This is a genomic window from Acinetobacter sp. UBA3461 (assembly GCF_002381195.1).
GTDB classification, from domain to species: Bacteria; Pseudomonadota; Gammaproteobacteria; order Pseudomonadales; family Moraxellaceae; genus Acinetobacter; species Acinetobacter schindleri.
Genome location: NZ_DFRO01000027.1, coordinates 197,896 through 219,656 on the forward strand (window position 1 = coordinate 197,896; position 21,761 = coordinate 219,656).

A 21,761-nucleotide genomic window follows, 5' to 3' on the forward strand; every position below is an offset into this window, starting at 1 on the left:
TGAGGTAATACATGAACAACGAAAATCAAAATAGTCTCCATCAGGACACCGTTGCCTTGGGTATAAAGCTACCGAATAATGTCGGCACAGCTCATCGTATTCATGCCCATACCTGGAAACTGGCATTTATCTTCGCATTCGTCTCTCTGGTGATTGACGGTGTAGACATTATGCTGCTGTCATTTAGCTTGACCAGTCTTAAAGCAGAATTTGGCCTGACTTCGTTTCAGGCCGGAATGCTGGGGAGTGCCTCTTTGGCCGGGATGGCACTTGGCGGGATTACGGGTGGATGGGCATGCGACAAGTTTGGACGGGTAAAAACCATCGCCTGGTCAGTCGTGTTTTTCTCAATTATGACCTGTATCTTAGGTTTCACTCAAAGCTATGAGCAATTCATGGTACTTCGCTTTATTGGTGCATTCGGCCTGGGTTCACTGTACATGGCCTGTAATACCTTGATGGCAGAATATGTACCGACCAAATACCGCACTACAGTACTGGGTACCTTACAGACGGGTCAAACTGTCGGTTATATCGTGGCGACTTTGATGGCAGGTGCGATTATTCCAGATTATGGCTGGCGCATGCTGTTCTACGTGACAATCATTCCCGCCGCTTTTGCATTGCTATTTATGCGTTTTGTGCCAGAGCCAGCATCCTGGCAGGAAGCGAAAATCGAGCAGGCGAAACGTAAAGCGCTGAAACTGGAAAATCCAGAAACAACAGTTACAGCTCAACAACCATCAGAAAGCATTTATAAGCGTATCTTTGGTCATCAGTCGCATCGCCGTATGTTCCTGTTATGGATGACAACTGCCGCATTTCTACAGTTTGGTTATTACGGTGTCAATAACTGGATGCCGACCTATCTGGAAACCGAACTCGACATGAATTTCAAAGCCTTGACTGGCTATATGGTCGGTGCTTATACCGCCATGATTCTGGGCAAGATTATTGCCGGTTATGCAGCGGATAAATTTGGACGTCGTATTACCTTTGTATTTGGTACGGTCAGTACAGCGGCTTTCCTGCCAATCATCATTTTCTATAACACCCCAACCAATATTGCCTACTTATTGATTACTTTCGGTTTCCTTTACGGAATTCCATACGGTGTCAATGCAACTTATATGGCTGAAACCTTCTCAACTGATGTACGCGGTACAGCCATTGGTGGAGCCTATAACATGGGCCGTCTAGGTGCTGCGATTGCACCGGCAACTATCGGTTTTATCGCCGCAGGTGGTTCATTCACCATGGCATTTATCGTGATGGGAACTGCGTACTTTATTGCCGGGGTGATTCCAGGACTGTTCATTCGTGAGCGTCAATATGATCCACAACAGTCCAGTCTGGTGAAGCCGGTTGAAGCAGAATATGGCGATTCAGTTGGATCGGTGACTGCGAAGAAACCAACTCGTCCAGCGACTGCAAGTCAGTAATCATCAACGTTATAAAGGCTGGGTTTCCTGGCCAATGAAAAAAGGATTGAGCATGAGTGCATTAAAAGGAATACGCGTACTGGATTTAAGCCGAGTGCTGGCAGGACCATGGTGTGGACAAATTCTAGCAGATCTGGGGGCTGAAGTGATTAAGATCGAACGTCCAGGTGTAGGGGATGATACCCGCATGTGGGGACCGCCGTGGATGAAAACGCCATCTGGTGAAAATACCCGTGAGGCAGGCTATTTTCAGTGTGCCAATCGCAATAAATATTCGGTCACTGTTGATATTGCCTCTGCACCAGGACAGGAACTCATCCGGGATATTGCCAAAACTGCCGATGTGGTGATTGAAAACTATAAAGTGGGGGCATTAGCGCGCTATGGGCTGGATTATGAGAGCTTAAAGGCCATTAATCCGAAGCTGGTGTATTGTTCGATTACTGGCTTTGGTCAGAACGGGCCTCGTGCCGAAGAGCCGGGCTATGACTTTATTATTCAGGGCATGTCAGGTCTGATGAGCATTACCGGTGAAGCAGATGATGTTCCGGGTGGTGGTGCACAGAAGGTCGGTGTAGCGGTTGTGGATATTCAAACCGGGCTGTATGCGACCATTGCCATTCAGGCTGCGCTGTTGGCTCGTCATCATACAGGTAAAGGTCAATATATCGATATGTCTTTGCTGGATGTACAGGTAGCCGCTTTGGCCAATCAGGGAATGAACTATCTAACTTCAGGCACAGCACCAAAACGAATGGGAAATCATCATCCCAATATTGTGCCTTATCAAACCTTTAAAGCCAAAGATAAAGAATTTATTATCGCCTGTGGCAATGATAAGCAATTCCGGGATTTATGCATGGCAATTGAGTTACCTGAACTTTTGCAGGATGAAAAATTCCAGCGCAATCAGGATCGGGTGAAACATCGTGATGAACTGATTCCCTTATTATCAGAATATTTTCTTGCAAAGAATGCCAAAGACTGGGTCGATGCCATTCACGCGGTCAAAGTCCCCGTCGGTGTGATTAACTCGATTGAAGATGCTTTAAATGAGCCCCAAGTTGCTGCGCGGGAAATGCTGGTGGATTTACCGCATCCTTTAAACGCCCAGTTTAAAATGGTTGGTTCACCGATCAAGCTGTCGGATACACCTGTACAATATCGTCATGCACCGCCAAAACTGGGACAACATACCCAGCAGATTCTGTCCCAGTTCCGTAGTCCCGAAGAAATTGCCGCGCTCAATGCGCAGGGTATTATTGATCATGTTGTATCTGCGGCTTCCTAAACGGTTAATGTTTTTTTCTAGTTAAACCGAAGCGAGTCTTCGGTTTTTTAATCACTTAAGAAAATAGAAGTCCACATAACTGAATGGTCATCAGCAGCATCACGCGTTAAGATAACGGCATTGTGTTGTTGGAAGGCATTATGAAAATTGTCGCAGATGAAAATCTGGCATTTACCGATTATTTCTTTGCAGAATTTGCCGAGATTCAGCATTGTGCAGGGCGTACACTGACTGCGGCAGATGTGCAGGATGCAGATGCCTTACTGGTGCGTTCAGTGACCAAAGTCAATTCACAGCTACTGGAAGGCAGCCCGGTCAGGTTTGTTGGTAGTGCCACGATTGGTACGGATCATCTGGATATTGCTGCACTTGAACAGCATGGAATTGCCTGGAGCAATGCCGCTGGTTGTAATGCCCAAGCCGTAGCTGAGTACGTGATTACTGCCTTATTAAAACTTCGTCCAGCACTCCTAGATGCTGGCCCCAATTTTACCTTGGGAATTATTGGGCTAGGCAACGTAGGCACGCGACTGGCTTATATGGCAGATCTGCTAGGCTGGCGTGTGATCGGTTGTGATCCTTTTGTACAACGAGACCATATTGAACAAGTTGATCTACAAAGCTTATTGGCGCAATCCGATGCGATCAGTATTCATGTTCCTTTGACCAAACAGGGTGAGCATCCGACTTATCATATGATCAATGCAGATGCCTTTGCCCAAATGAAGCCTGAAACTATCCTGATCAATTCAGCGCGTGGACCAGTCGTTGAAGAAGCAGCATTAATCGCTGATATCCGGGCAACTCGGCGTCAGGTGGTACTGGACGTATTTGAACATGAACCGTTAGTTTCGGCTGAAGTGCTGGACCTGGCCAGCTTGGTAACGCCACATATTGCCGGTTATAGTCTGGAAGGTAAGGCGCGTGGTACACAAATGATCTATGAGGCTTTCTGTCGTCATTTTGGCTATGAGATTAATAAGCAGTTTGAAAGCCAGTTACCAGAATGTGTGCAATATTTCGCAGGGCAGGACTTAAAAGCAGCTCTCAAACAGCATCTGGGTGAAATCTATAATATCCAACGTGACGATGCTAATCTGCGTGCTTGCTTGAAAGACGCTAAAGTCGATCAACAGGCTTTTGACCATTTACGTAAGACCTATCCGTTACGTCGTGAATGGGCGGCACATGGAGGGCCGAAAGCATGACGATTGCTTATCAACCGAGCTGTGATGTAAATGCGATGCGCGCACGTGCTCATTTATACGCACAGCTGCGTCAGTTCTTTGCGGAACGTGATGTGCTGGAAGTAGAAACCCCGATTTTGTCTCAAGCGGGTGTGACCGATGTGCATCTGGCATCTGTGCAAGCACAACGTCATGTACTGGGTAAGCTCAATACCCATTATCTGCAAACTTCTCCTGAATTTGCGATGAAACGCCTGTTGGCAAGTGGTAGTGGCCCGATTTACCAGATCTGCAAAGTGTTTCGTGATGATGAGCATGGGCGTAAACATAACAGCGAATTCACCATGCTGGAATGGTATCGTCCAGGCTTTAGCCTGAAAGACCTGATGTTTGAAGTTTCAGATCTGTTAAATGTGGTATTAAAAGCCCGTTTTGGTGAAGTCCGTCCAACGGTACTGAGCTATAAGCATGCCTTTATGGATCGACTGGATCTGAATCCCTTACAGGCAACTTTACAGGAATTGAAAGACTGCTGCCGTCGAGTCGGTTTAAATCTGGATCTGGGGCAGGATCGTCTGGCCTATATTGACCTGTTGTTCTCGCATATGGTGGAACCGAGCTTGGGATTTGACACAGCGGTATTTCTGACCGATTTCCCGCCTGAACTTGCTTCATTAGCAAAAACCAAACTCAATGAAGATGGTGAACTGGTTGCAGCACGTTTCGAACTTTATATAGAAGGTCTGGAACTGGCGAATGCCTATGATGAGCTGATTGATGCGGAAGTGTTACGCTCACGCTTTGAAGCAGATAATGTAGAGCGTAGCTCTCTCGGTTTACATGTCATGCCGATTGATGAGTATCTGTTGGCTGCTTTACCGAATATGCCGGAATGTTCCGGGATCGCACTTGGGGTGGATCGTCTGTTGATGATTGTCACCAATCAGATGAAGCTTGAGAAAGTCATTACTTTCCCGGCAGATATTTCCTGATTCTCCTGATCTAATCAGCCTGTTATCTGAGCAGGCTGATTAAGCCAGATATTTTCGAAAACCGATACTGTAAGCATCAAAACTCAGATTTTGATAAAAAGCATGTGCAGTTAAACGTTCCTCACGATTGCCGCTATTTACTTGTATCAATTTTAAATCACGCTGTTTAGCCAACTTTTCAATCGCTGCAATGAACCTTTTCCCCACACCTTGCCCGCGATGAGCCTGATCAACTACAAAAGCCTGAATTCGCAAATATCCCCCATCAAATTCCCAGGTGTATTCCTGAATTAAACCTGCATAGCCTATGACCTGTTGTTCATGTTCAACGACCAGCGTCAAATCATTCGCATCCTGATGAATGCGTTGCCAGCGCTGCTGAATATTTTCTACTGTGGTGAGATAGCCAAGTTGTGTAGTAAGTGCATGGATTGCATACAAATCCTGTTCAAGTTGCAAAGGACGAATCAGAAAATTCATAAGTTTTTATCAAGATAGAAGCGAAAGAGAGATAACCTGATTTTAGGCGGAAGGTGAGGTCAATGAATTCTAATAATTTTGAATATGAATATAAGTGCGCAGAATAAAAGTATTTTAGATATCAATATATACAAAGAAGAAAGCTCCCGAAGGAGCTTTCTTAAATTAAGGCAATATGGCGTTCTTTCAGCTCGGCTAAGGCATGGATACGACGTTCAATCAGCATCTCGCCAATATCAGGACCTTGAATATCTGCTGGTAAATCCTGAGCCTTGATGCCACGAACCACTTGCATGGCTTCCCGCACATATTGCGCTTGTGGATAGGCACGGTCTTCCAGACCTAAACGGCCACGAGAATCACATTCACAGGCTTGCACAAAAGCTTCTACACGTTCCGGGCGACGTAATACATCCAGACGCTGCAATAGCCGCCATAAAGTACCTGGTTTCAGATTGAGTGCCTGATGACATTTTAAATGTTCTTTACAGACCGCAATTGCCAGTTGTTTGGTATAAGTTGGTACTTTGAAACGTTCGCACAATTCAGTTACCGGCTGTACACCACGCTCTTCGTGCATGATATGACGTGGCAATTCCTCGGCAGGTGTTAAGGCTTTACCTAGGTCATGCACCAGAACAGCAAAACGTACATCCAAATCATAGTTCTGGCGACAAGCCTGTTGTAGCGACATCATGGTGTGAATACCACAGTCAATTTCCGGATGATATTCCGGACGTTGCGGGACGCCGAACAGGGCATCAATTTCTGGAAACAGTACTTCTAATGCACCACAGCTGCGTAATACTTCAAAATAAATATCCGCATGTGATTCCATCAGGGCACGGGACGTTTCTTTCCAGACCCGTTCAGGTGTTAGCGTATTTAATTCACCTGATTCAGTGAGTTGACGCATTAAATCGAGTGTTTCCGTGGCAACATGGAAGCCCATTGCATGATAACGCGCAGCAAAGCGTGCTACACGTAATACACGGAGAGGATCTTCAGTAAAAGCATCAGAAACATGACGTAAAACGCGGTCAGCAAGATCCTGTTGACCATTATAGGGATCATGCACATGACCGGCTTCATCCATGGCCATGGCATTGATCGTCAGGTCGCGACGGATCAAGTCCTGTTCAAGCGTTACACTGGTATCGGTATGGAATTCAAAACCATGATAACCGGTGCCGGATTTACGTTCGGTACGTGCTAATGCATATTCTTCTTTTGTTTCAGGATGCAAAAATACAGGAAAATCCTTCCCAACCGGCTGATAGCCCAGATTGAGCATTTGATTGGGGCTTGCGCCCACCACTACATAATCTTTTTCGTGATAGGGGTGTCCGAGCAAATGATCCCGAACTGCACCGCCTACTAAATAAACTTGCATGAAAAAACCTCTATTCTTAGAAGCATCATGCTACAGAATAGAGGTTTTCTCAAGTCAAGAAACTCGGCGTTCGCCGCGTTTGCTTACAGGGCGTCTTGTTCCGCTTGTTGGATTTCTGCAACAGTCAAAGCAGTCATATTCACGACGCGGCGTGTAGTCGCTGTCGGCGTTAAAATATGAACTGGTTTCGCTGCACCCAGCAGAATCGGGCCAATGGTCACATTGTTACCAGAAGTTGCTTTTAACAGGTTAAACGAAATGTTAGCTGCATCCAGGTTTGGCATGATCAACAGGTTCGCAGCACCTTTGAAGCGTGAGTTCGGATAAGCAAACTGGCGGATATTTTCATCCAGTGCCGCATCGCCATGCATTTCACCTTCAACTTCCAGTTCAGGCGCAATCTCAGACAGAATTTCGTAGACCTTACGCATTTTCTGTGCACTGGCATCGTTCTGGTCAGAACCGAAGCTAGAGTGAGACAATAGCGCAATACGTGGTGTCATACCGAAACGACGTACTTCTTCAGCAGCAAGAATGGTCATCTCAGCAAGCTGTTCAGCAGTTGGATTACGGTTGATATAGGTATCTGCAATAAACAGGTTACGCTCTTCAAGCATCAAGGCATTCAAAGTAAAGAAGGTATTGTGACCGTCTTTTTTACCAATGATATTGCTGACGAAGTCCAAGTGGATGTCGTAGCTTGAGTACGTACCACATAACATACCGTCTGCAAGGCCGTGTTTGACAAGCATAGATGCGATAAGTGTTGAGCGACGACGAGCTTCACGTTGTGCGTACTCTGGTGTTACCCCTTTACGCTGCATAATGCTATAGTAGTCATCGGCAAATTTTTCGTAATCTGGATTCTTTTCTTGGTCAACGATGGTGATGTTTACCCCGTTTTCCAAGCGTAAGCCCAATTTTTTGATATTTGCTTCAATTACTGCTGTACGGCCCACCAAGATTGGCTTCGCCATGCCTTCATCCACTGCAATTTGTACAGCACGAAGTACACGAAGATCTTCACCTTCCGCATATGCAATACGCTTAGGATCTGATTTTGCTTGAGCAAAAATCGGTTTCATCATAAATGCTGAGTTATAAACAAACTCAGACAAACGTTGATGATACACAGAGAAGTCTTGAATTGGACGTGTTGCTACGCCAGAATCCATCGCTGCTTTAGCAACTGCTGGCGCAATCTCTAAAATCAAACGTTGATCCAGTGGGCGAGGAATTAAGTAATCACGACCAAATGATGCTGATTTTTCACCATAAGATGCAGCATCTGCTTCGACATGTGCCATACGCGCAATCGCGTGTACACAAGCAATCTTCATTTCTTCGTTAATGGTGGTTGCACCAACGTCGAGTGCGCCACGGAAGATGTATGGGAAGCAAAGTGCATTATTTACCTGGTTTGGATAGTCTGAACGGCCAGTTGCCATGATCACGTCTGAACGTGCTTCATGGGCATGTTCTGGCAAAATTTCCGGATCCGGGTTAGCCAAGGCAAAGATGATTGGATCTTTGGCCATTTTCTTGACCATGTCTTGAGTCAGTATGCCTGCAGCAGACAGACCCAAGAACATATCTGCGCCGTCCATTACGTCAGCAAGCTGAGTACCTTCGATGTCTTGTACATACGCTTTTTTCGATTCATCTAAGCCTTCACGTTTTGTAGTCAATAAACCACGTGAGTCAGCAACGATAATATTCTCTTTCTTCGCGCCTAGTGCACAAAGAAGGTTCAAGCAAGACAATGCAGCAGCGCCTGCACCAGATGCTACGATCTTGATTTCTTCAATTTTTTTACCATTGATAATTAAAGCATTGAGTAATGCTGAACCTACAATGATTGATGTACCATGCTGGTCATCGTGGAACACCGGAATGTTCATGCGTTCACGAAGTTTCTGTTCGATATAGAAACATTCTGGTGCTTTAATATCTTCGAGGTTAATACCACCAAAAGTCGGTTCTAATGCTGCAACGATGTCGACAATTTTGTCTGGATCATTTTCTGCGATTTCGATATCGAATACGTCGACGCCAGCAAATTTCTTGAACAGGACGCCTTTACCTTCCATAACCGGTTTAGATGCTAAAGGACCAATGTTACCCAGGCCAAGAACTGCTGTACCATTACTTACTACCGCAACCAGGTTACCACGTGCTGTATACAGCGCTGCTTTAGATGGGTCTTTTTCAATTTCCAAACACGGCGCTGCAACACCTGGAGAGTAAGCTAGTGCTAAATCATGTTGGTTAACGAGTTGTTTGCTTGGGGTGACGCTGATTTTGCCGGGGGTAGGAAATTCGTGGTAGTACAGTGCCTGTTGTTTTAAAGATTGTTCGTCCATTAGTCTCTCGATGTATCAATAATTACCCAATTGCAGGTAACATAACCGCGGAATACAGGAGAATATATCACTAGTTGTGCGCTTAGCCCAGCCAAACACACCCGTTTTTTGAAGAAATAATTGGTCTTAGGTCTGGATTTATACCTGATAGGTATAAGTCTCAGGTGTCATATTTTGTTCAAGAAATTCGGTCGCTTGCTGTTCAGGAAGTGGCTTGGAAAACAGATAGCCCTGTGCAATATCACAACCGAGTTGATGCAGGAAATCTAGCTGCTGCTCTGTCTCAATACCTTCAGCCACTACTTTCATTCCCATGGCTTTGCCCATTGCAACCATTGCACTGACAATAGCATCCTGTTTGGCTTCACCAATTTTGGATACAAAACTGCGGTCAATCTTTAAAATATCGATTGGGAACTCTGCCAGATAAGACAGGGACGAATAGCCCGTACCAAAGTCATCCAGGGAAATGTTGATGTCACGTTCCTTGATCTGATTCAGCACATTCATTACGGTTTCAGAATTTTCTACCAATGAAGATTCGGTAATTTCGAGTTCTAGATTCGAACCAGAAATACAGCTCAGTTTGATCGCTTCATCCAGATCATCCAGTAACTGGCCGCGGCGGAGTTGCTGCGCCACAATATTCACCGAAACACAGATATTATGGAAACCCTGGTCATTCCATTTACGGATTTGCTTTGCCGTTTGCTGTATCACCAGTTGACCGATTTCCGAAATCATACTGGTCTGCTCTGCCAGTGGAATAAACATCCCCGGTGGAATAATGCCTTTCTCCGGATGATTCCAGCGGATTAAGGCTTCAAAACCGTAGATCTTCTGGTCATTAAGATTGATCTTCGGCTGATAATAGACGATCAGTTCACCATTCTGGATGGCTTTACGCAGATCGCGTTCAATGAAAATTCCTTGTTCCAGCAGGGCAGTATTTTCACTTGAATAAAAGTGAATGGTATTACCACCGAGATTCTTGGCTTCACTCAGTGCCTGTTCGGCACAGTTATTGAGATAGTCCAGTTGACGGCCATGATCAGGGTAGAAAGCTACCCCCATTGAAAGCGTAATTTCATAGTCCTGACCAAAGATATTGAATGGCTGACTAAAGGCTTTCGCAATATGCTCACAATGTTCCTGCACAGAAGGGCGAATATGCGAGATTTCATATAGAATGGCAAAGTCATCGCCATTCAAATGCGCAACAAACATGGCTTCAGCATTGGTCAAGCGTAAGCGCTGTGCCACCTGACGTAATAACTCATCACCACCGTTGTTGCTTAGATATTCATTCAGCGGACGGAAACGGTCGATATTGATCCGAATCACCGCCATCTGCTTGATGGAATCTTTTTGTGTCACCAGGTACTGGTGCAGCTGATAGTTATAATAGAAACGATTTGGTAAGTCGGTCAGGGTGTCATAATTTTCCAGATAAGACAGACGCTGTTCCTGAAGCTTACGTTCAGTAAGGTCCGACACAATCCCGATATAGTGGGTGATACGGCCTTCATCATCCATAATGGCATTGATATGCAGCCATAGTGGCATCTCTTTGCCGGACAAGAATTTTTCATTAAGTTCGCCATCAAAAGAACCAATCTTCATGACCTGCTTGATGATATTGGCATGTACACTGCGCTGCTGAGATTTGGTATTTACCGTAATATCAAACAGGTGCTTGCCCAGAATTTGCTGACGTTCAAAACCTGAGAGCTGCTCGAAAAAAGGATTCACTTCGATATAGCTCAGCTCTTGATTAAGTATAAAGATACCTTCAGCCGCTTGCTCTAATACGCTTGCTGCAAGTTTTAATCCTTCCTGAGAATTACGTTCCTGCTGAATGTCACGGCGAATACCGACCATGCGTACGGGTTTATTGGTTTTTGGATCACGGCTGATGACACGCCCGATATCATGAACCCAGCCCCATACCCCTTGGGTATTCTGGATGCGATAGGTGGCTTCATAGCGCTCTACCTGACCGCGTAAATGCTGTTTCATCATATCTTTGAAATGATGAAGATCATCCGGATGGATCAGATGATGCAGTTGTGCCTGATGCTCACCAGAACTACGCTGGATTTTTTCTTGTGTATGCGTAGTCAGGGTAATGGTTCGATCTTTAATGTTCCAGTCCCACGGGCGAATGCCCGCAATTTCATGCGCAAGTTCCAGGTTCTGATGCTGATCCTGTAAGGCAAGATTTATCTGCTCGATATCATAAGTACGTTCCCGCACTTTCTGTTCCAGCAGCTGATTATTAAGCTGTAACTGAAGTTCAATATCTTTGGATTTATTCACTTCAGTTTGTAACTGTTTACACAGTTCATCAGTCCAGGCAACTTGCTGTTCAGCATTCGTCACCAACAGATTATTCTCCGCATATAGACGTGAAGTACGTTGATGAATACGGTAAGTACTATTGGCACACAGCAAAATTACAATGACAGAAAAGTTAAGTGCCAGACTGAAAAACGGATTAAGTGAAGAGGATTCCGTGATCTGCAGAAAGAAGAATGGGACCAGGGACGGCAAGAATATCAGGCAGAAATAACTCAGTTTTTGCGTGAGATAGGTGAGACCAAAAGCTTGAGTCACCATAATCAGCAAGCCAGTCAGGGTCAGTGCTTCAATCAGTTCAAAAGATGGATTTACACGCGGCAAATGAACATACAGGGTAAAAATCCCGGTTGAAATACAGATACCTACCAGTAGACACTGGATTTGTAGCCAGCGGTGAGCAGTTTCCAGTTTAAACTCATTCGGTTTAAAGTAGACGGTACTAATCAGCCAGCACATGCAGACCACCATCTCAGTAAGAATAAACCAGAGATTCAGGTAATTGTCTGCCGGATGATAATGTAACTGGTAAATACAGAAGATATAAAGACATACCAGCAGGATACTAATTAAAAAGTATCGACTGTGACGAATCGTATTCACGATTTGTGCACTGTTTAGCTGCTGCTGAATATAATCATCCTGATTATGAATCATGATTAAGATGCCTTTAATCTACGTAAGGGTGGTACTGCATTGTTTTTATTAAGCCCCTTAAATAAGTAACTTTTATCATTTAATAGGTCATTCATTTTTATCTTATTAAGACTAAAGTGCCAATATATAAAAATCAATCAAAAGCCCCACAAATTTTTACAAATGCGATAAAGTAAAATTGATCATTGAGAGAAATTAAAATTTGTAGTTCAAAATAGATAAAGCTACGACAGGCGCAGTTTCGGTACGCAGAACACGTTCACCAATACACCAGTTCACAAATCCCTGAGTATTGGCAGCAGAGATTTCAGCCTCACTGAGTCCACCCTCTGGGCCAATGAGTAATGCCAAGTCTGGCGTTGCATTGTAAAGAACATCCACTTCATCTTTGTTTGGAGCCAACACGAGCTTGGTTTGAGGAAGTTCACTTTGCAACCAGTTTTCCAGTGACATCGGAGGGAGAATTTTTGGAACAATATTCAAACCACATTGTTCGCAGGCTGCCGTAGCAATAGCTTGCCAGTGATCGAGCTTTTTTTGGTCACGATCGTACTTGAGGCGCATTTCGCAGCGCTCAGAGGTTAAAAGCTGAATTTCTGAGACACCAAGTTCAACCGCTTTTTGAATGGCATAATCCATACGGTCGCCTTTACTCATGACCTGACCCAATAAAGCTTTGAATTTTGGCATGCGGTTGCTTGGGTTAAAGCTATTGACCTGTACAGTAGCTGACTTTTTGGCAACTTCTACAAGTTCAACTTCATATTCACCACCTTGCCCATTGAACAGGGTGGCTTTTTCACCGACTTGAGCACGTAATACCTTCACCCAATGATGAAAAACGGTTTCAGTTAACTCAACCGTGGAATCAACATTTAAGTCTGCTTCAATAAAAAAACGTGGCATTTAAGGATTACTCTCAAGTGGAACAAAACAAGACGGTATTTTTTTACGCCCCCTCTGTATTTCTCCCAAAGGGATAAATTAAGGAAGGAAAATACCGCCTCAAAACTTATGCAAGACCTAAGTCTTTTACAAGTTGACGTGTAGGGTCAGTGGTGTTCATGGTGTAGAAGTGCAGGCTTGGTGCACCGCCAGCAATCAGGCGTTCGCAAAGTTTAACGATCACTTCATGACCAAATGCTTTGATGGATGCAGCATCGTCACCATAAGTTGCCAATTGTTTACGAATCCAGCGTGGAATCTCTGCACCTGTACCATCGGCAAAGCGGATTAAATTGCTGGCATTGGTAATTGGCATAATGCCCGGTGCAACAGGAATATTCACCCCTTCTTTTTGGATACGTTCTACAAAGTAGAAGTACGCATCTGGATTAAAGAAGAACTGTGTAAGTGCAGCATTGGCACCAGCACGGGCTTTTTCGCAGAAACGTTTGATATCAGCGTCAAAGTTGTCTGCTTGTGGATGCATTTCAGGGTAGGCTGCCACTTCAATATGGAAATGATCACCTGAATGTTCACGGATAAAACGAACCAAATCTTGCGCGTATGGTAATTCACCTAAACCGACTTGACCTGATGGTAAATCACCACGCAGTGCCACAATACGGTTGATACCCTGAGATTTATATAAATCCAGTAATTCTGCGATACGTTCTTTGCTATCACCAATACATGAAAGGTGAGGGGCAACTGGCGTCCCTTTACCATTGAAATCAGCCAATGTGGACAAGGTGCGTTCACGGGTTGAACCACCGGCACCATAAGTCACAGAGAAGAATTCTGGGTTTAACAATTGTAGTTCTTGATGAACTACTTTAAGTTTTTCCGCACCAGCATCAGTTTTGGTTGGGAAGAACTCAAAAGAAATAGGAATCTGTTTAGACATGTTTAAATCCTTTTTATAAATACTTTTTATTCACCCTCTCCCTGACCTCTCCCAAAGGGAGAGGAGTATTCATTACTGAATAACACAGGGTTTTGAATCAAATTATTTACATGTCATAAATAAAACCTGAGATGTAAATGACTTGAGAGTTTCACCCTCTCCCTATGGGAGAGGGATGGGGTGAGGGCTAATTAATATTTATAAGCGTCAGACTTAAACGGACCTTCAACAGCTACACCAAGGTAATCCGCTTGTTCTTGCGTTAACTGCGTTAACACACCACCAAAGCCTGCAACCATGGCTGCCGCAACTTCTTCATCTAATTTCTTAGGAAGAAGTTCAACGCGAATCGCTGCTTGTTTTTGATCTTCAGGTAGATCAGCAAATTTCTCAGCGAATAAATGCATTTGACCCAAGACTTGGTTAGCAAATGAACCGTCCATCACACGTGAAGGGTGACCTGTTGCATTACCAAGGTTCACCAGACGACCTTCAGAAAGAAGGATCAGGTAATCATTTTCGTTTTCTGAACGATACACTTGGTGTACTTGTGGCTTAACTTCAACCCACTTGTAACCACGTAAGTAGTTGGTGTCGATTTCAGTGTCGAAGTGACCGATGTTACATACCACAGCACCTGCTTTTAATGTATCAAGCATTGCAGCATCACATACGTGGTAGTTACCCGTCGTTGTTACGATCAAGTCAGTGTTTAAAAGAAGGTCAGCATTTACATCTTCTTTCTTACCTGTTTGCACGCCATTTTTGTATGGAGATACAACTTCGTAACCGTCCATACATGCTTGCATTGCACAGATTGGGTCGATTTCAGAAACACGTACAATCATGCCTTCTTGACGAAGCGATTGTGCAGAACCTTTACCTACGTCACCGTAACCAATGACAAGCGCACGACGACCAGATAACAACATATCTGTTGCACGTTTGATGGCATCGTTCAGTGAGTGACGGCAACCGTATTTGTTATCATTCTTAGATTTAGTTACTGAATCATTTACATTGATTGCAGGCACTTTAAGTGAACCGTCTTTCCACATTTCAAGCAGACGTTGAACACCAGTTGTTGTTTCTTCAGTAATACCGTGGATTTTCGCTAATACTTCTGGGTATTTTTCATGAACAAGTGCAGTTAAGTCACCGCCATCGTCCAGAATCATATTGGCATCCCAAGGTGTGCCGTTTACATTGATTTGTTGTTCAAGACACCACATGTATTCTTCTTCAGTTTCGCCTTTCCAGGCAAATACTGGAACACCAGACGCAGCAATGGCAGCAGCAGCGTGGTCTTGAGTTGAGAAGATGTTACAAGATGTCCAACGAACTTCAGCACCCAGTTCTACCAAAGTTTCGATAAGAACAGCTGTTTGGATTGTCATGTGGATACAACCCAAAATTTTAGCGCCAGCAAGTGGTTTAGCAACAGAGTAACGCTTACGCAGACCCATTAGGGCTGGCATTTCAGCTTCTGCAAGTTTGATTTCTTTACGGCCGTAGTCAGCCAGTGAAATATCGGCAACTTTATAATCTGTAAATGAAGCATTAACCGCGTTCATCACGATCTCCTTATAAAAAACAATAATTGATCATTCAGTTCGCGGATGCCGTTGTTGGTCTGTCTGGAAAAAGAGGGACCGATCGTCGAGCCTGGCGCTTTTACATTTCGTACCTGTAAAACGTCGCAGCATCCCTCGACTAGCCGGGTATTGTACTTGGAAATTAATTTGGTTCCAATCTGAAATTGTTTAATATCTGACTAATAAGAAAATTTGCAAAATATTTTGAAAAATAAATATTCTTTTAAAAGTTTAAATCAATTTAATTCTTATAAAAAAGCCCATCATCTGATGGGCTTCTTCTTTATTCTATTTCCTGCTCAGCTTCGTCTGCTTTTTGTGTCCAGTAATCTGCCTGTATGTCATCCGCTACAACACCAAGACCATTGGCATAAATAAAGGCAAGGTCACGCATGGCCTGGACTTCACCCCATTCAGCTGCCTGTTTCACTAGTGCAATGGATTTTTCGATATCTTTTTCAACCACATCACCACGACGATAAAAACCTGCCAGTTCTAAAGTCGCCGCTGGGTGTTTTTCGAAATTGGCTTTGCTGAGCCAGTAATAGGCTAACTCAAAGTGAGCTTTAGAATCTTCCGGGTCTTCCTCCGCAATTTCTTTGGCATAAACCGTATAACCTTCACCGAGCCAGTACATGGCTTCAACCAGACCGCCGTTCGCTGCTTTTAGTGCCCATTCTTCAGCCAAGATAATGTCATCTTCATGCTCGCTGTGCATATATAGTTCGGCAAGCTCAAATTGTGCTTCGGCATTGCCTGCCAGTGCGCGGTTTGCCAGAGTGGCAGGGGGAGAAACACGCTCGGTCATGTCAAAATCTCAAAAATCTTTGCATGTAGATTAAAAGGTTCAAAATAAAAAAGCCAATCTGAAGACTGGCTTTTTTATAAAAGGAATTAAATTGAGCTTAAAATACGCAAATTAGTCTAGAAATGAATGCAATGAGCACAAAGCCAATACTGATTATTTTAATTTTTGATTCAAAGTAAGTCAGGCTCAGGCCAACTGCTAATGCTGCAAAAGTCAGACTACCTAGCCAATAGCTGACCATATTGCTGATCGTACCGCTAAACAGGCAAAAAATTAGCGCAATGATCAGCAGTCCCCAGCCAGCAAGCGTGGCTAGTCGGGTTTTGCCAGCATCCAGTTCTTTGCCAAATATCTGTTTTTGATGTTTAGACATCGAAGCAGCCAGTGCAATAAACCCTAGTGCAGATACAGACCACATGAATAAGAAGAATATCATACTTCAGTCTCCACAGCTGTAGTCTTGGCTTTTTTAGCAGGCAGGCCTTGGTGATTTTTCACTTTCTTAAAGGCAAGCCAGAACACAACAGCTAGTAGCCACATAGCCAGATCAAAGCTCGCAATAACCCATTGACCATTCGCTATAGTATTCCAGATTGGCTGTCCACCGGTCAGGACATTTATAAACGGAAGCAGGGCAAATAAAGCAGTTGCCAGTGCCAGCAGCTCTAACCAGGCCTGACGATGCGTTCGGATCATGGTATAGAAGAAAGTCAGCACCCATACTATAAAAAAGGTACGGATTTCCCAGTTGGCACGCATTTCCAGTTCCACCGGAATAAAACGATTGGCATAGAAGTAAGCGGCACAGGCAATAGGCAAACCGATAATTGCTGCGATATTGGTCACTTCCACCGTACGATAACCAAAAGATTTATAGCCTTGTTTCTGCTGTTGCGGTGCGCGTTTCACACACCATAGAATCAGACCAGTAGCGATCATCAATGTGCCGACAATACCGGACAGGAACAGTAACCAGCGCAGGGCGAGATCCACACCGCGCGCTTCATGCAGTGAAGTCACCACGTTATAGATGCCATTCGCGACTGAGGGTGTTTTTAGTTCAGTTTGATCCAGTTTGAGCGCACCGGTTACGCCGTTGAATTCCAGACTTGGGTACACGCTACGATAGGCAACACTGATGCCATTCAGAGCACGTAATTCGATTTCAGCTTGGCTGGTATTTGGCTGAATAATGGTGATGGTACCAACCGGATTGTTATTCCATTCTTTGTCCGCAGCTGCCAGAACCGGTGCCAGATCGGTTAAAGGCGCTGGACGGGCAGAGGGGTTTTCGTCACGAGATCGACGTGTTTCACCGCGACCTGCCATTTCACCTCGTTCGCCACGTGCTTCACCAGCGCCATGAGGACGACGTTCTTCAGCTTCAGTACGCCCTTCACCACGTCCAGCCATTTCGCCGCCACGTTCGCTACGACCTGCACGAGATTCAGCTTCCTGACTATTATCCTGAACTAAAGTTTTACGCTGATCTTGGAGGAAAGCACCACGATTTTCATAAATCTGGTTTACGCCCCAAGGCATGATGGTAAATAACAGCAGCAATAAGCCACTGAATGTAATCATAATATGGAAAGGAAGTGCAAATACCGCGGTTGCATTGTGTGCATCTAGCCATGAACGTTGTCCTTTACCTGGGCGGAAGGTAAAGAAATCCTTAAAGATTTTCTTATGGGTAATAATCCCGCTGATAATTCCCACCATCATCAGTAAAGTCGCAATCCCGACAATCCAGCGTGCCCACATACGTGGCATGCCATATAAATCAAAATGAAAACGGTACAGGAAACCACCACCACGGGTTTCGCGTGCTTCTAGTACTTCACCGGTTGCACTGTCCAAAGTAATTCGTGTGCCGCCGCGGCGTGCACGAGGATCTTCACCAGCGCCACGGATATTGAGCGTAGTATAGTTCTGACGAGCATGCGGTAGCTGAATGGCCCAGCTACCCGCATCAGGATGATTTTTCTGTAAATAGGCGAGTGCCACCCGGGTCTGTTCAATCTGGGTGGCTTGCGGAACAGACTGGTGCAACTCTGGTTTCATCCAGATAGTAATTTCATTCTGGAAAAAACTTAATGTACCTGTCAGGAAAATCGCATAAAGCAGCCAGCCCAAGATTAAACTGGCCCAAGTATGCAGCCATGACATTGACTGGCGTGGACCTTCCGGTTTTGCATCTGGTCTCATCTTATTTCCCTAAAAACTGGTAAGCGATATAGAACAACCCAGCTGGAATCAAAATGCCCAGCGTCGCTTTTAGGGTTTTATTGACCATAAATACCCAGATGAAAGCCCCTGTCTGTAAAAGAAAAGCGATCATAGTGGCGGATATGGCAGCACTACTTTGATAATCACTGAAGTACTGAGCAATGACCATGGCTGCAAAAGTGGCTAAAGCATATCCGCCTAAAGCAGCAAGTATGAAACGGTAGAAAATCATAAAGCGATAAGCCGTGAGTTTGGGCTGCACTTTCTTTTTAGATCGGATGACTGGATTCGGAACAGCTAATTTTTCAGTAGCTGTAAGATCCATATGAGGACTGCTGGTCATTGAAAATACTGTCTATTTAATTGTGGGAATTTCATTGATGCGAATGATAACAATTATTGTTTATATTTTAAATAACTATTTTTAAAGATCTTTTAAATGATTAAAATGAAGTGTGAGTTTAAGCAGTATAAATAGGGGGATAAATAGATTGTGAAGCACAGCATGGGAACCCAATACTGAAAATAAAACAGCGGCTCGAAGGCCGCTATTTTATTAAAAATAATTATGTCTTAGCTTTCTTGCTGGATACCCGCAACCAACCAGTCCTGGTTAGAACCTGCAGGTTTTACAAAGTGCCAAACTTCAGCAAATGGCTGTGGCAGACTGTTCAGGTCTTCACTTACTGTACCGGTAAAGCGTACGCTCACCACGTATTGACCATTTTCATTTGATGAATCTACAACCATAGCATTCAGGTTAGAGAACTCAGCAACGTCCTGATCCTGATTCGTCATAATGTCGTTATACATAGACTGATACAGGTCAGGTGTCAGATAACGCTGAATTTCTGAAATGTTACTCGCTGTATTCATAGACTGAATATGGTTAAAACGCTGACGCGCAACACGCAAGAAGGCAGCAGGTTCAGTACCATCAGGCAGCTGACTACCGCTTTGAGTATAAGCAGTACCAAACGGCGCGTTATTTACCGGAGCAGAACCAAATGGGGCATTATTGCCTGGTGTTTGACCATCGACATTCTGACCAAAGATATTGGTGCTATCGCCACCGCGAGGTGCAGCAGGTGCTTGACCAAACGGTGCTGATGAACCAGCACCATTGTTTGGAGCGAATGGATTGCTAGTAGTTACTTTTTTTTTTGCGCCCATCTTACGGAAAATGAAGAAGGCAACAGCTGCAGCAAGTAAGATCCAGATCCAGCCTGGGATACCACCTTGTTCTTCTTCTTGAACAGCTTCAACTTGTGCTTGAGATGCCGCGTTGTCATCTGCCAAAGCATTCGCTGCGACAGCACCAATTGCAGCACCCGCTACACCCGCTGCCACCATACCACCTACACCAGGGCCAGATTTTTGCTGAGTTGCTGCACCTGCAGTCGGAGCCTGTTGTGCAGGAGCTGCCTGACGGGGTTGCTGATAAGTCTGAGTCGGCGCAGCAGAACGTTGCATACCATGGCTTTTACCACCACCGGCACGTTTTGCTTCAGCAGCTAGAGGTGCAACCAGTAATGCTGCAGTCAAGAAACCCGCGATCAAACCGCGCTGTCGAACTTCCATTCAATTTTCCTATGTAAAAAATATATTTGAACACTCTATTTATATAGGCTTTACATGGAATTTCAATCAAAAAACTGTATTTTTTTACCGAAATTCCAAACTGAGTGCTATAAATTGAATCCTACAGTTCATCACTCAAAGTCATTGCTTCACTGAGGGCTTCATGCAGACGGGCAACCGCAATAAAGCGTACGCCCGGAATTTCTTTCTGCGGGGCATTGGCACGCGGCAGGATAATATATTTAAAACCATGCTTGATGGCTTCTTTGAGACGCTCCTGACCATTGGGTACTGGACGGATTTCTCCTGATAGACCAACTTCACCAAACACAGCCAGTTGCTGCGGCAGAGCTTTACCACGGATACTCGATGCACAGGCAAGTAGAACGGCCAGATCAGAACCCGTTTCGGTAATCTTTAAACCACCGACGATATTGACATAGACATCTTGACCAGAGGTTTGTACGCCGCCATGACGATGCATTACGGCTAACAGCATATTCAGACGGTTTTGTTCCAGACCTAATGCCACACGACGCGGTTGACCATGCGCATCATCGACCAGTGCCTGAACTTCAACCAGCAATGGACGTGTACCTTCGCGGCTGATCATCACAATTGAACCAGGAATGGCTTCATCATAACGACTCAGAAAAATGGCAGAAGGGTTGGAGACTTCACGCAAGCCCTTATCGGTCATACCGAATACACCAAGTTCATTCACCGCACCAAATCGGTTTTTTACCGCACGGATCATTCGATAACGCGAATCTGACTGACCTTCAAAATATAGAACGCAGTCCACCATATGTTCCAGCACACGCGGACCTGCGAGTGCACCTTCTTTGGTAACATGACCGACAATGAACAGGGCAGTTCCGCTATTTTTGGCAAAACGGGTCAGGAGCGCTGCTGATTCACGAATCTGTGATACGCCACCCGGTGCAGACTGCAAGGTTTCGGTATAAAGCGTTTGAATCGAGTCGAGGATTGCAACTGCTGGTCGTTCCTGTGCCAGCACTTCGCAAATGCGTTCTACACAGGTTTCTGCCATGACTTTAAGATGTTCAGTTGGCAAGTCTAAACGCTGAGCGCGTAATGCCACTTGAGATAAAGATTCTTCACCTGTCACATAGAGTGCGGAACTGTTACCCGCGGCCATATGTGTAGCAGTTTGTAGCAGAATAGTCGATTTACCAATCCCCGGATCACCACCAATCAGTACAACGGAACCTGTCACCAGACCACCACCCAGAACCCGGTCGAATTCTCCAATTCCGGTCGGCATGCGACTTTCATGTGAAACGGAAACTTTATTAAGCGTGGTAATCGCAGCGGCCTGACCAGCATAGCCGCCAATTTTAGGCTGGGCACGATGAGTCACCGCAGGTGCAATGTTGACTTCCAGCAAGCTGTTCCACTCACCACATTCAGCGCACTGACCAGACCATTTAGGATGGTCTGCACCACATTGTTCACAACGATAGACACTTTTTGCTTTAGCCATAGTTTCCGAAAAACAAGATTGGGAATAGG

At 44.8% G+C, this 21,761-nt stretch carries 17 protein-coding genes; 4 read left to right on the plus strand and 13 right to left on the minus strand.

All coding sequences use genetic code 11. The annotated features are described in order from the left end of the window. Positions 1–11: 11 nt before the first annotated feature. The 4 genes from B3D47_RS08375 (at position 12) to epmA (ending at position 4,912) form a co-directional block, all read left to right on the plus strand. On the plus strand, positions 12–1,442 hold the full coding sequence (locus B3D47_RS08375; RefSeq protein WP_286861296.1) for an MFS transporter: 1,431 nt from the start codon (positions 12–14) through the stop codon (positions 1,440–1,442). Between the two features lie 52 nt (positions 1,443–1,494). Continuing rightward, positions 1,495–2,733, plus strand: coding sequence for a CaiB/BaiF CoA transferase family protein (locus B3D47_RS08380; protein ID WP_286861299.1), 1,239 nt, complete (start codon positions 1,495–1,497; stop codon positions 2,731–2,733). Positions 2,734–2,873: 140 nt separating this feature from the next. Further along, positions 2,874–3,941: a 4-phosphoerythronate dehydrogenase gene (locus B3D47_RS08385; RefSeq protein WP_286861302.1), complete on the plus strand. Its 1,068-nt coding sequence runs from the start codon at positions 2,874–2,876 to the stop codon at positions 3,939–3,941. Next, positions 3,938–4,912: an EF-P lysine aminoacylase EpmA gene (gene epmA / locus B3D47_RS08390; RefSeq protein ID WP_163165365.1), complete on the plus strand. Its 975-nt coding sequence runs from the start codon at positions 3,938–3,940 to the stop codon at positions 4,910–4,912. The genes B3D47_RS08385 and epmA overlap by 4 nt, the downstream gene beginning before the upstream one ends. Positions 4,913–4,951: 39 nt before the next feature. Here the strand turns inward: epmA and B3D47_RS08395 are convergent, their stop codons facing one another. The 13 genes from B3D47_RS08395 to radA all read right to left on the minus strand — a co-directional run bounded on the left by B3D47_RS08395 (position 4,952) and on the right by radA (position 21,732). Further along, positions 4,952–5,392 carry a GNAT family N-acetyltransferase gene (locus tag B3D47_RS08395; protein WP_253169924.1) on the minus strand — a complete coding sequence of 147 codons (441 nt, stop codon included), beginning with the start codon at positions 5,390–5,392 and terminating at the stop codon, positions 4,952–4,954. Positions 5,393–5,552: 160 nt separating this feature from the next. Next, a complete protein-coding gene (locus tag B3D47_RS08400) occupies positions 5,553–6,785 on the minus strand; it encodes a multifunctional CCA addition/repair protein (RefSeq protein ID WP_286861305.1) in 1,233 nt (410 codons plus the stop codon). A gap of 83 nt (positions 6,786–6,868) precedes the next feature. Beyond that, positions 6,869–9,148: an NADP-dependent malic enzyme gene (locus B3D47_RS08405; RefSeq protein WP_253169923.1), complete on the minus strand. Its 2,280-nt coding sequence runs from the start codon at positions 9,146–9,148 to the stop codon at positions 6,869–6,871. A gap of 138 nt (positions 9,149–9,286) precedes the next feature. Continuing rightward, on the minus strand, positions 9,287–12,163 hold the full coding sequence (locus tag B3D47_RS08410; RefSeq protein WP_286861308.1) for a putative bifunctional diguanylate cyclase/phosphodiesterase: 2,877 nt from the start codon (positions 12,161–12,163) through the stop codon (positions 9,287–9,289). Between the two features lie 195 nt (positions 12,164–12,358). Next, complete coding sequence (locus tag B3D47_RS08415) at positions 12,359–13,069, minus strand: 16S rRNA (uracil(1498)-N(3))-methyltransferase (RefSeq protein WP_163169380.1); 711 nt, start codon at positions 13,067–13,069, stop codon at positions 12,359–12,361. 106 nt (positions 13,070–13,175) lie between these two features. After that, positions 13,176–14,012, minus strand: coding sequence for a methylenetetrahydrofolate reductase [NAD(P)H] (gene metF, locus B3D47_RS08420; RefSeq protein WP_004892076.1), 837 nt, complete (start codon positions 14,010–14,012; stop codon positions 13,176–13,178). A gap of 191 nt (positions 14,013–14,203) precedes the next feature. Continuing rightward, on the minus strand, positions 14,204–15,586 hold the full coding sequence (gene ahcY, locus B3D47_RS08425) for an adenosylhomocysteinase (protein ID WP_286861311.1): 1,383 nt from the start codon (positions 15,584–15,586) through the stop codon (positions 14,204–14,206). A gap of 304 nt (positions 15,587–15,890) precedes the next feature. After that, positions 15,891–16,415 carry a tetratricopeptide repeat protein gene (locus tag B3D47_RS08430; protein ID WP_163169383.1) on the minus strand — a complete coding sequence of 175 codons (525 nt, stop codon included), beginning with the start codon at positions 16,413–16,415 and terminating at the stop codon, positions 15,891–15,893. Positions 16,416–16,512: 97 nt separating this feature from the next. After that, a complete protein-coding gene (locus tag B3D47_RS08435) occupies positions 16,513–16,851 on the minus strand; it encodes a DUF3325 domain-containing protein (RefSeq protein ID WP_286861316.1) in 339 nt (112 codons plus the stop codon). Next, positions 16,848–18,623 carry a PepSY-associated TM helix domain-containing protein gene (locus tag B3D47_RS08440; RefSeq protein WP_286861318.1) on the minus strand — a complete coding sequence of 592 codons (1,776 nt, stop codon included), beginning with the start codon at positions 18,621–18,623 and terminating at the stop codon, positions 16,848–16,850. The genes B3D47_RS08435 and B3D47_RS08440 overlap by 4 nt, the downstream gene beginning before the upstream one ends. A 1-nt stretch (position 18,624) precedes the next feature. Further along, positions 18,625–18,969: a hypothetical protein gene (locus B3D47_RS08445; RefSeq protein WP_286861321.1), complete on the minus strand. Its 345-nt coding sequence runs from the start codon at positions 18,967–18,969 to the stop codon at positions 18,625–18,627. Between the two features lie 248 nt (positions 18,970–19,217). Beyond that, the gene (locus B3D47_RS08450; protein WP_286861322.1) at positions 19,218–20,225 is read right to left on the minus strand and encodes a Tim44 domain-containing protein; all 1,008 of its coding nucleotides are present in this window, start codon (positions 20,223–20,225) and stop codon (positions 19,218–19,220) included. Between the two features lie 121 nt (positions 20,226–20,346). Then, positions 20,347–21,732: a DNA repair protein RadA gene (radA, locus tag B3D47_RS08455; protein ID WP_004815011.1), complete on the minus strand. Its 1,386-nt coding sequence runs from the start codon at positions 21,730–21,732 to the stop codon at positions 20,347–20,349. Positions 21,733–21,761: the final 29 nt, after the last annotated feature.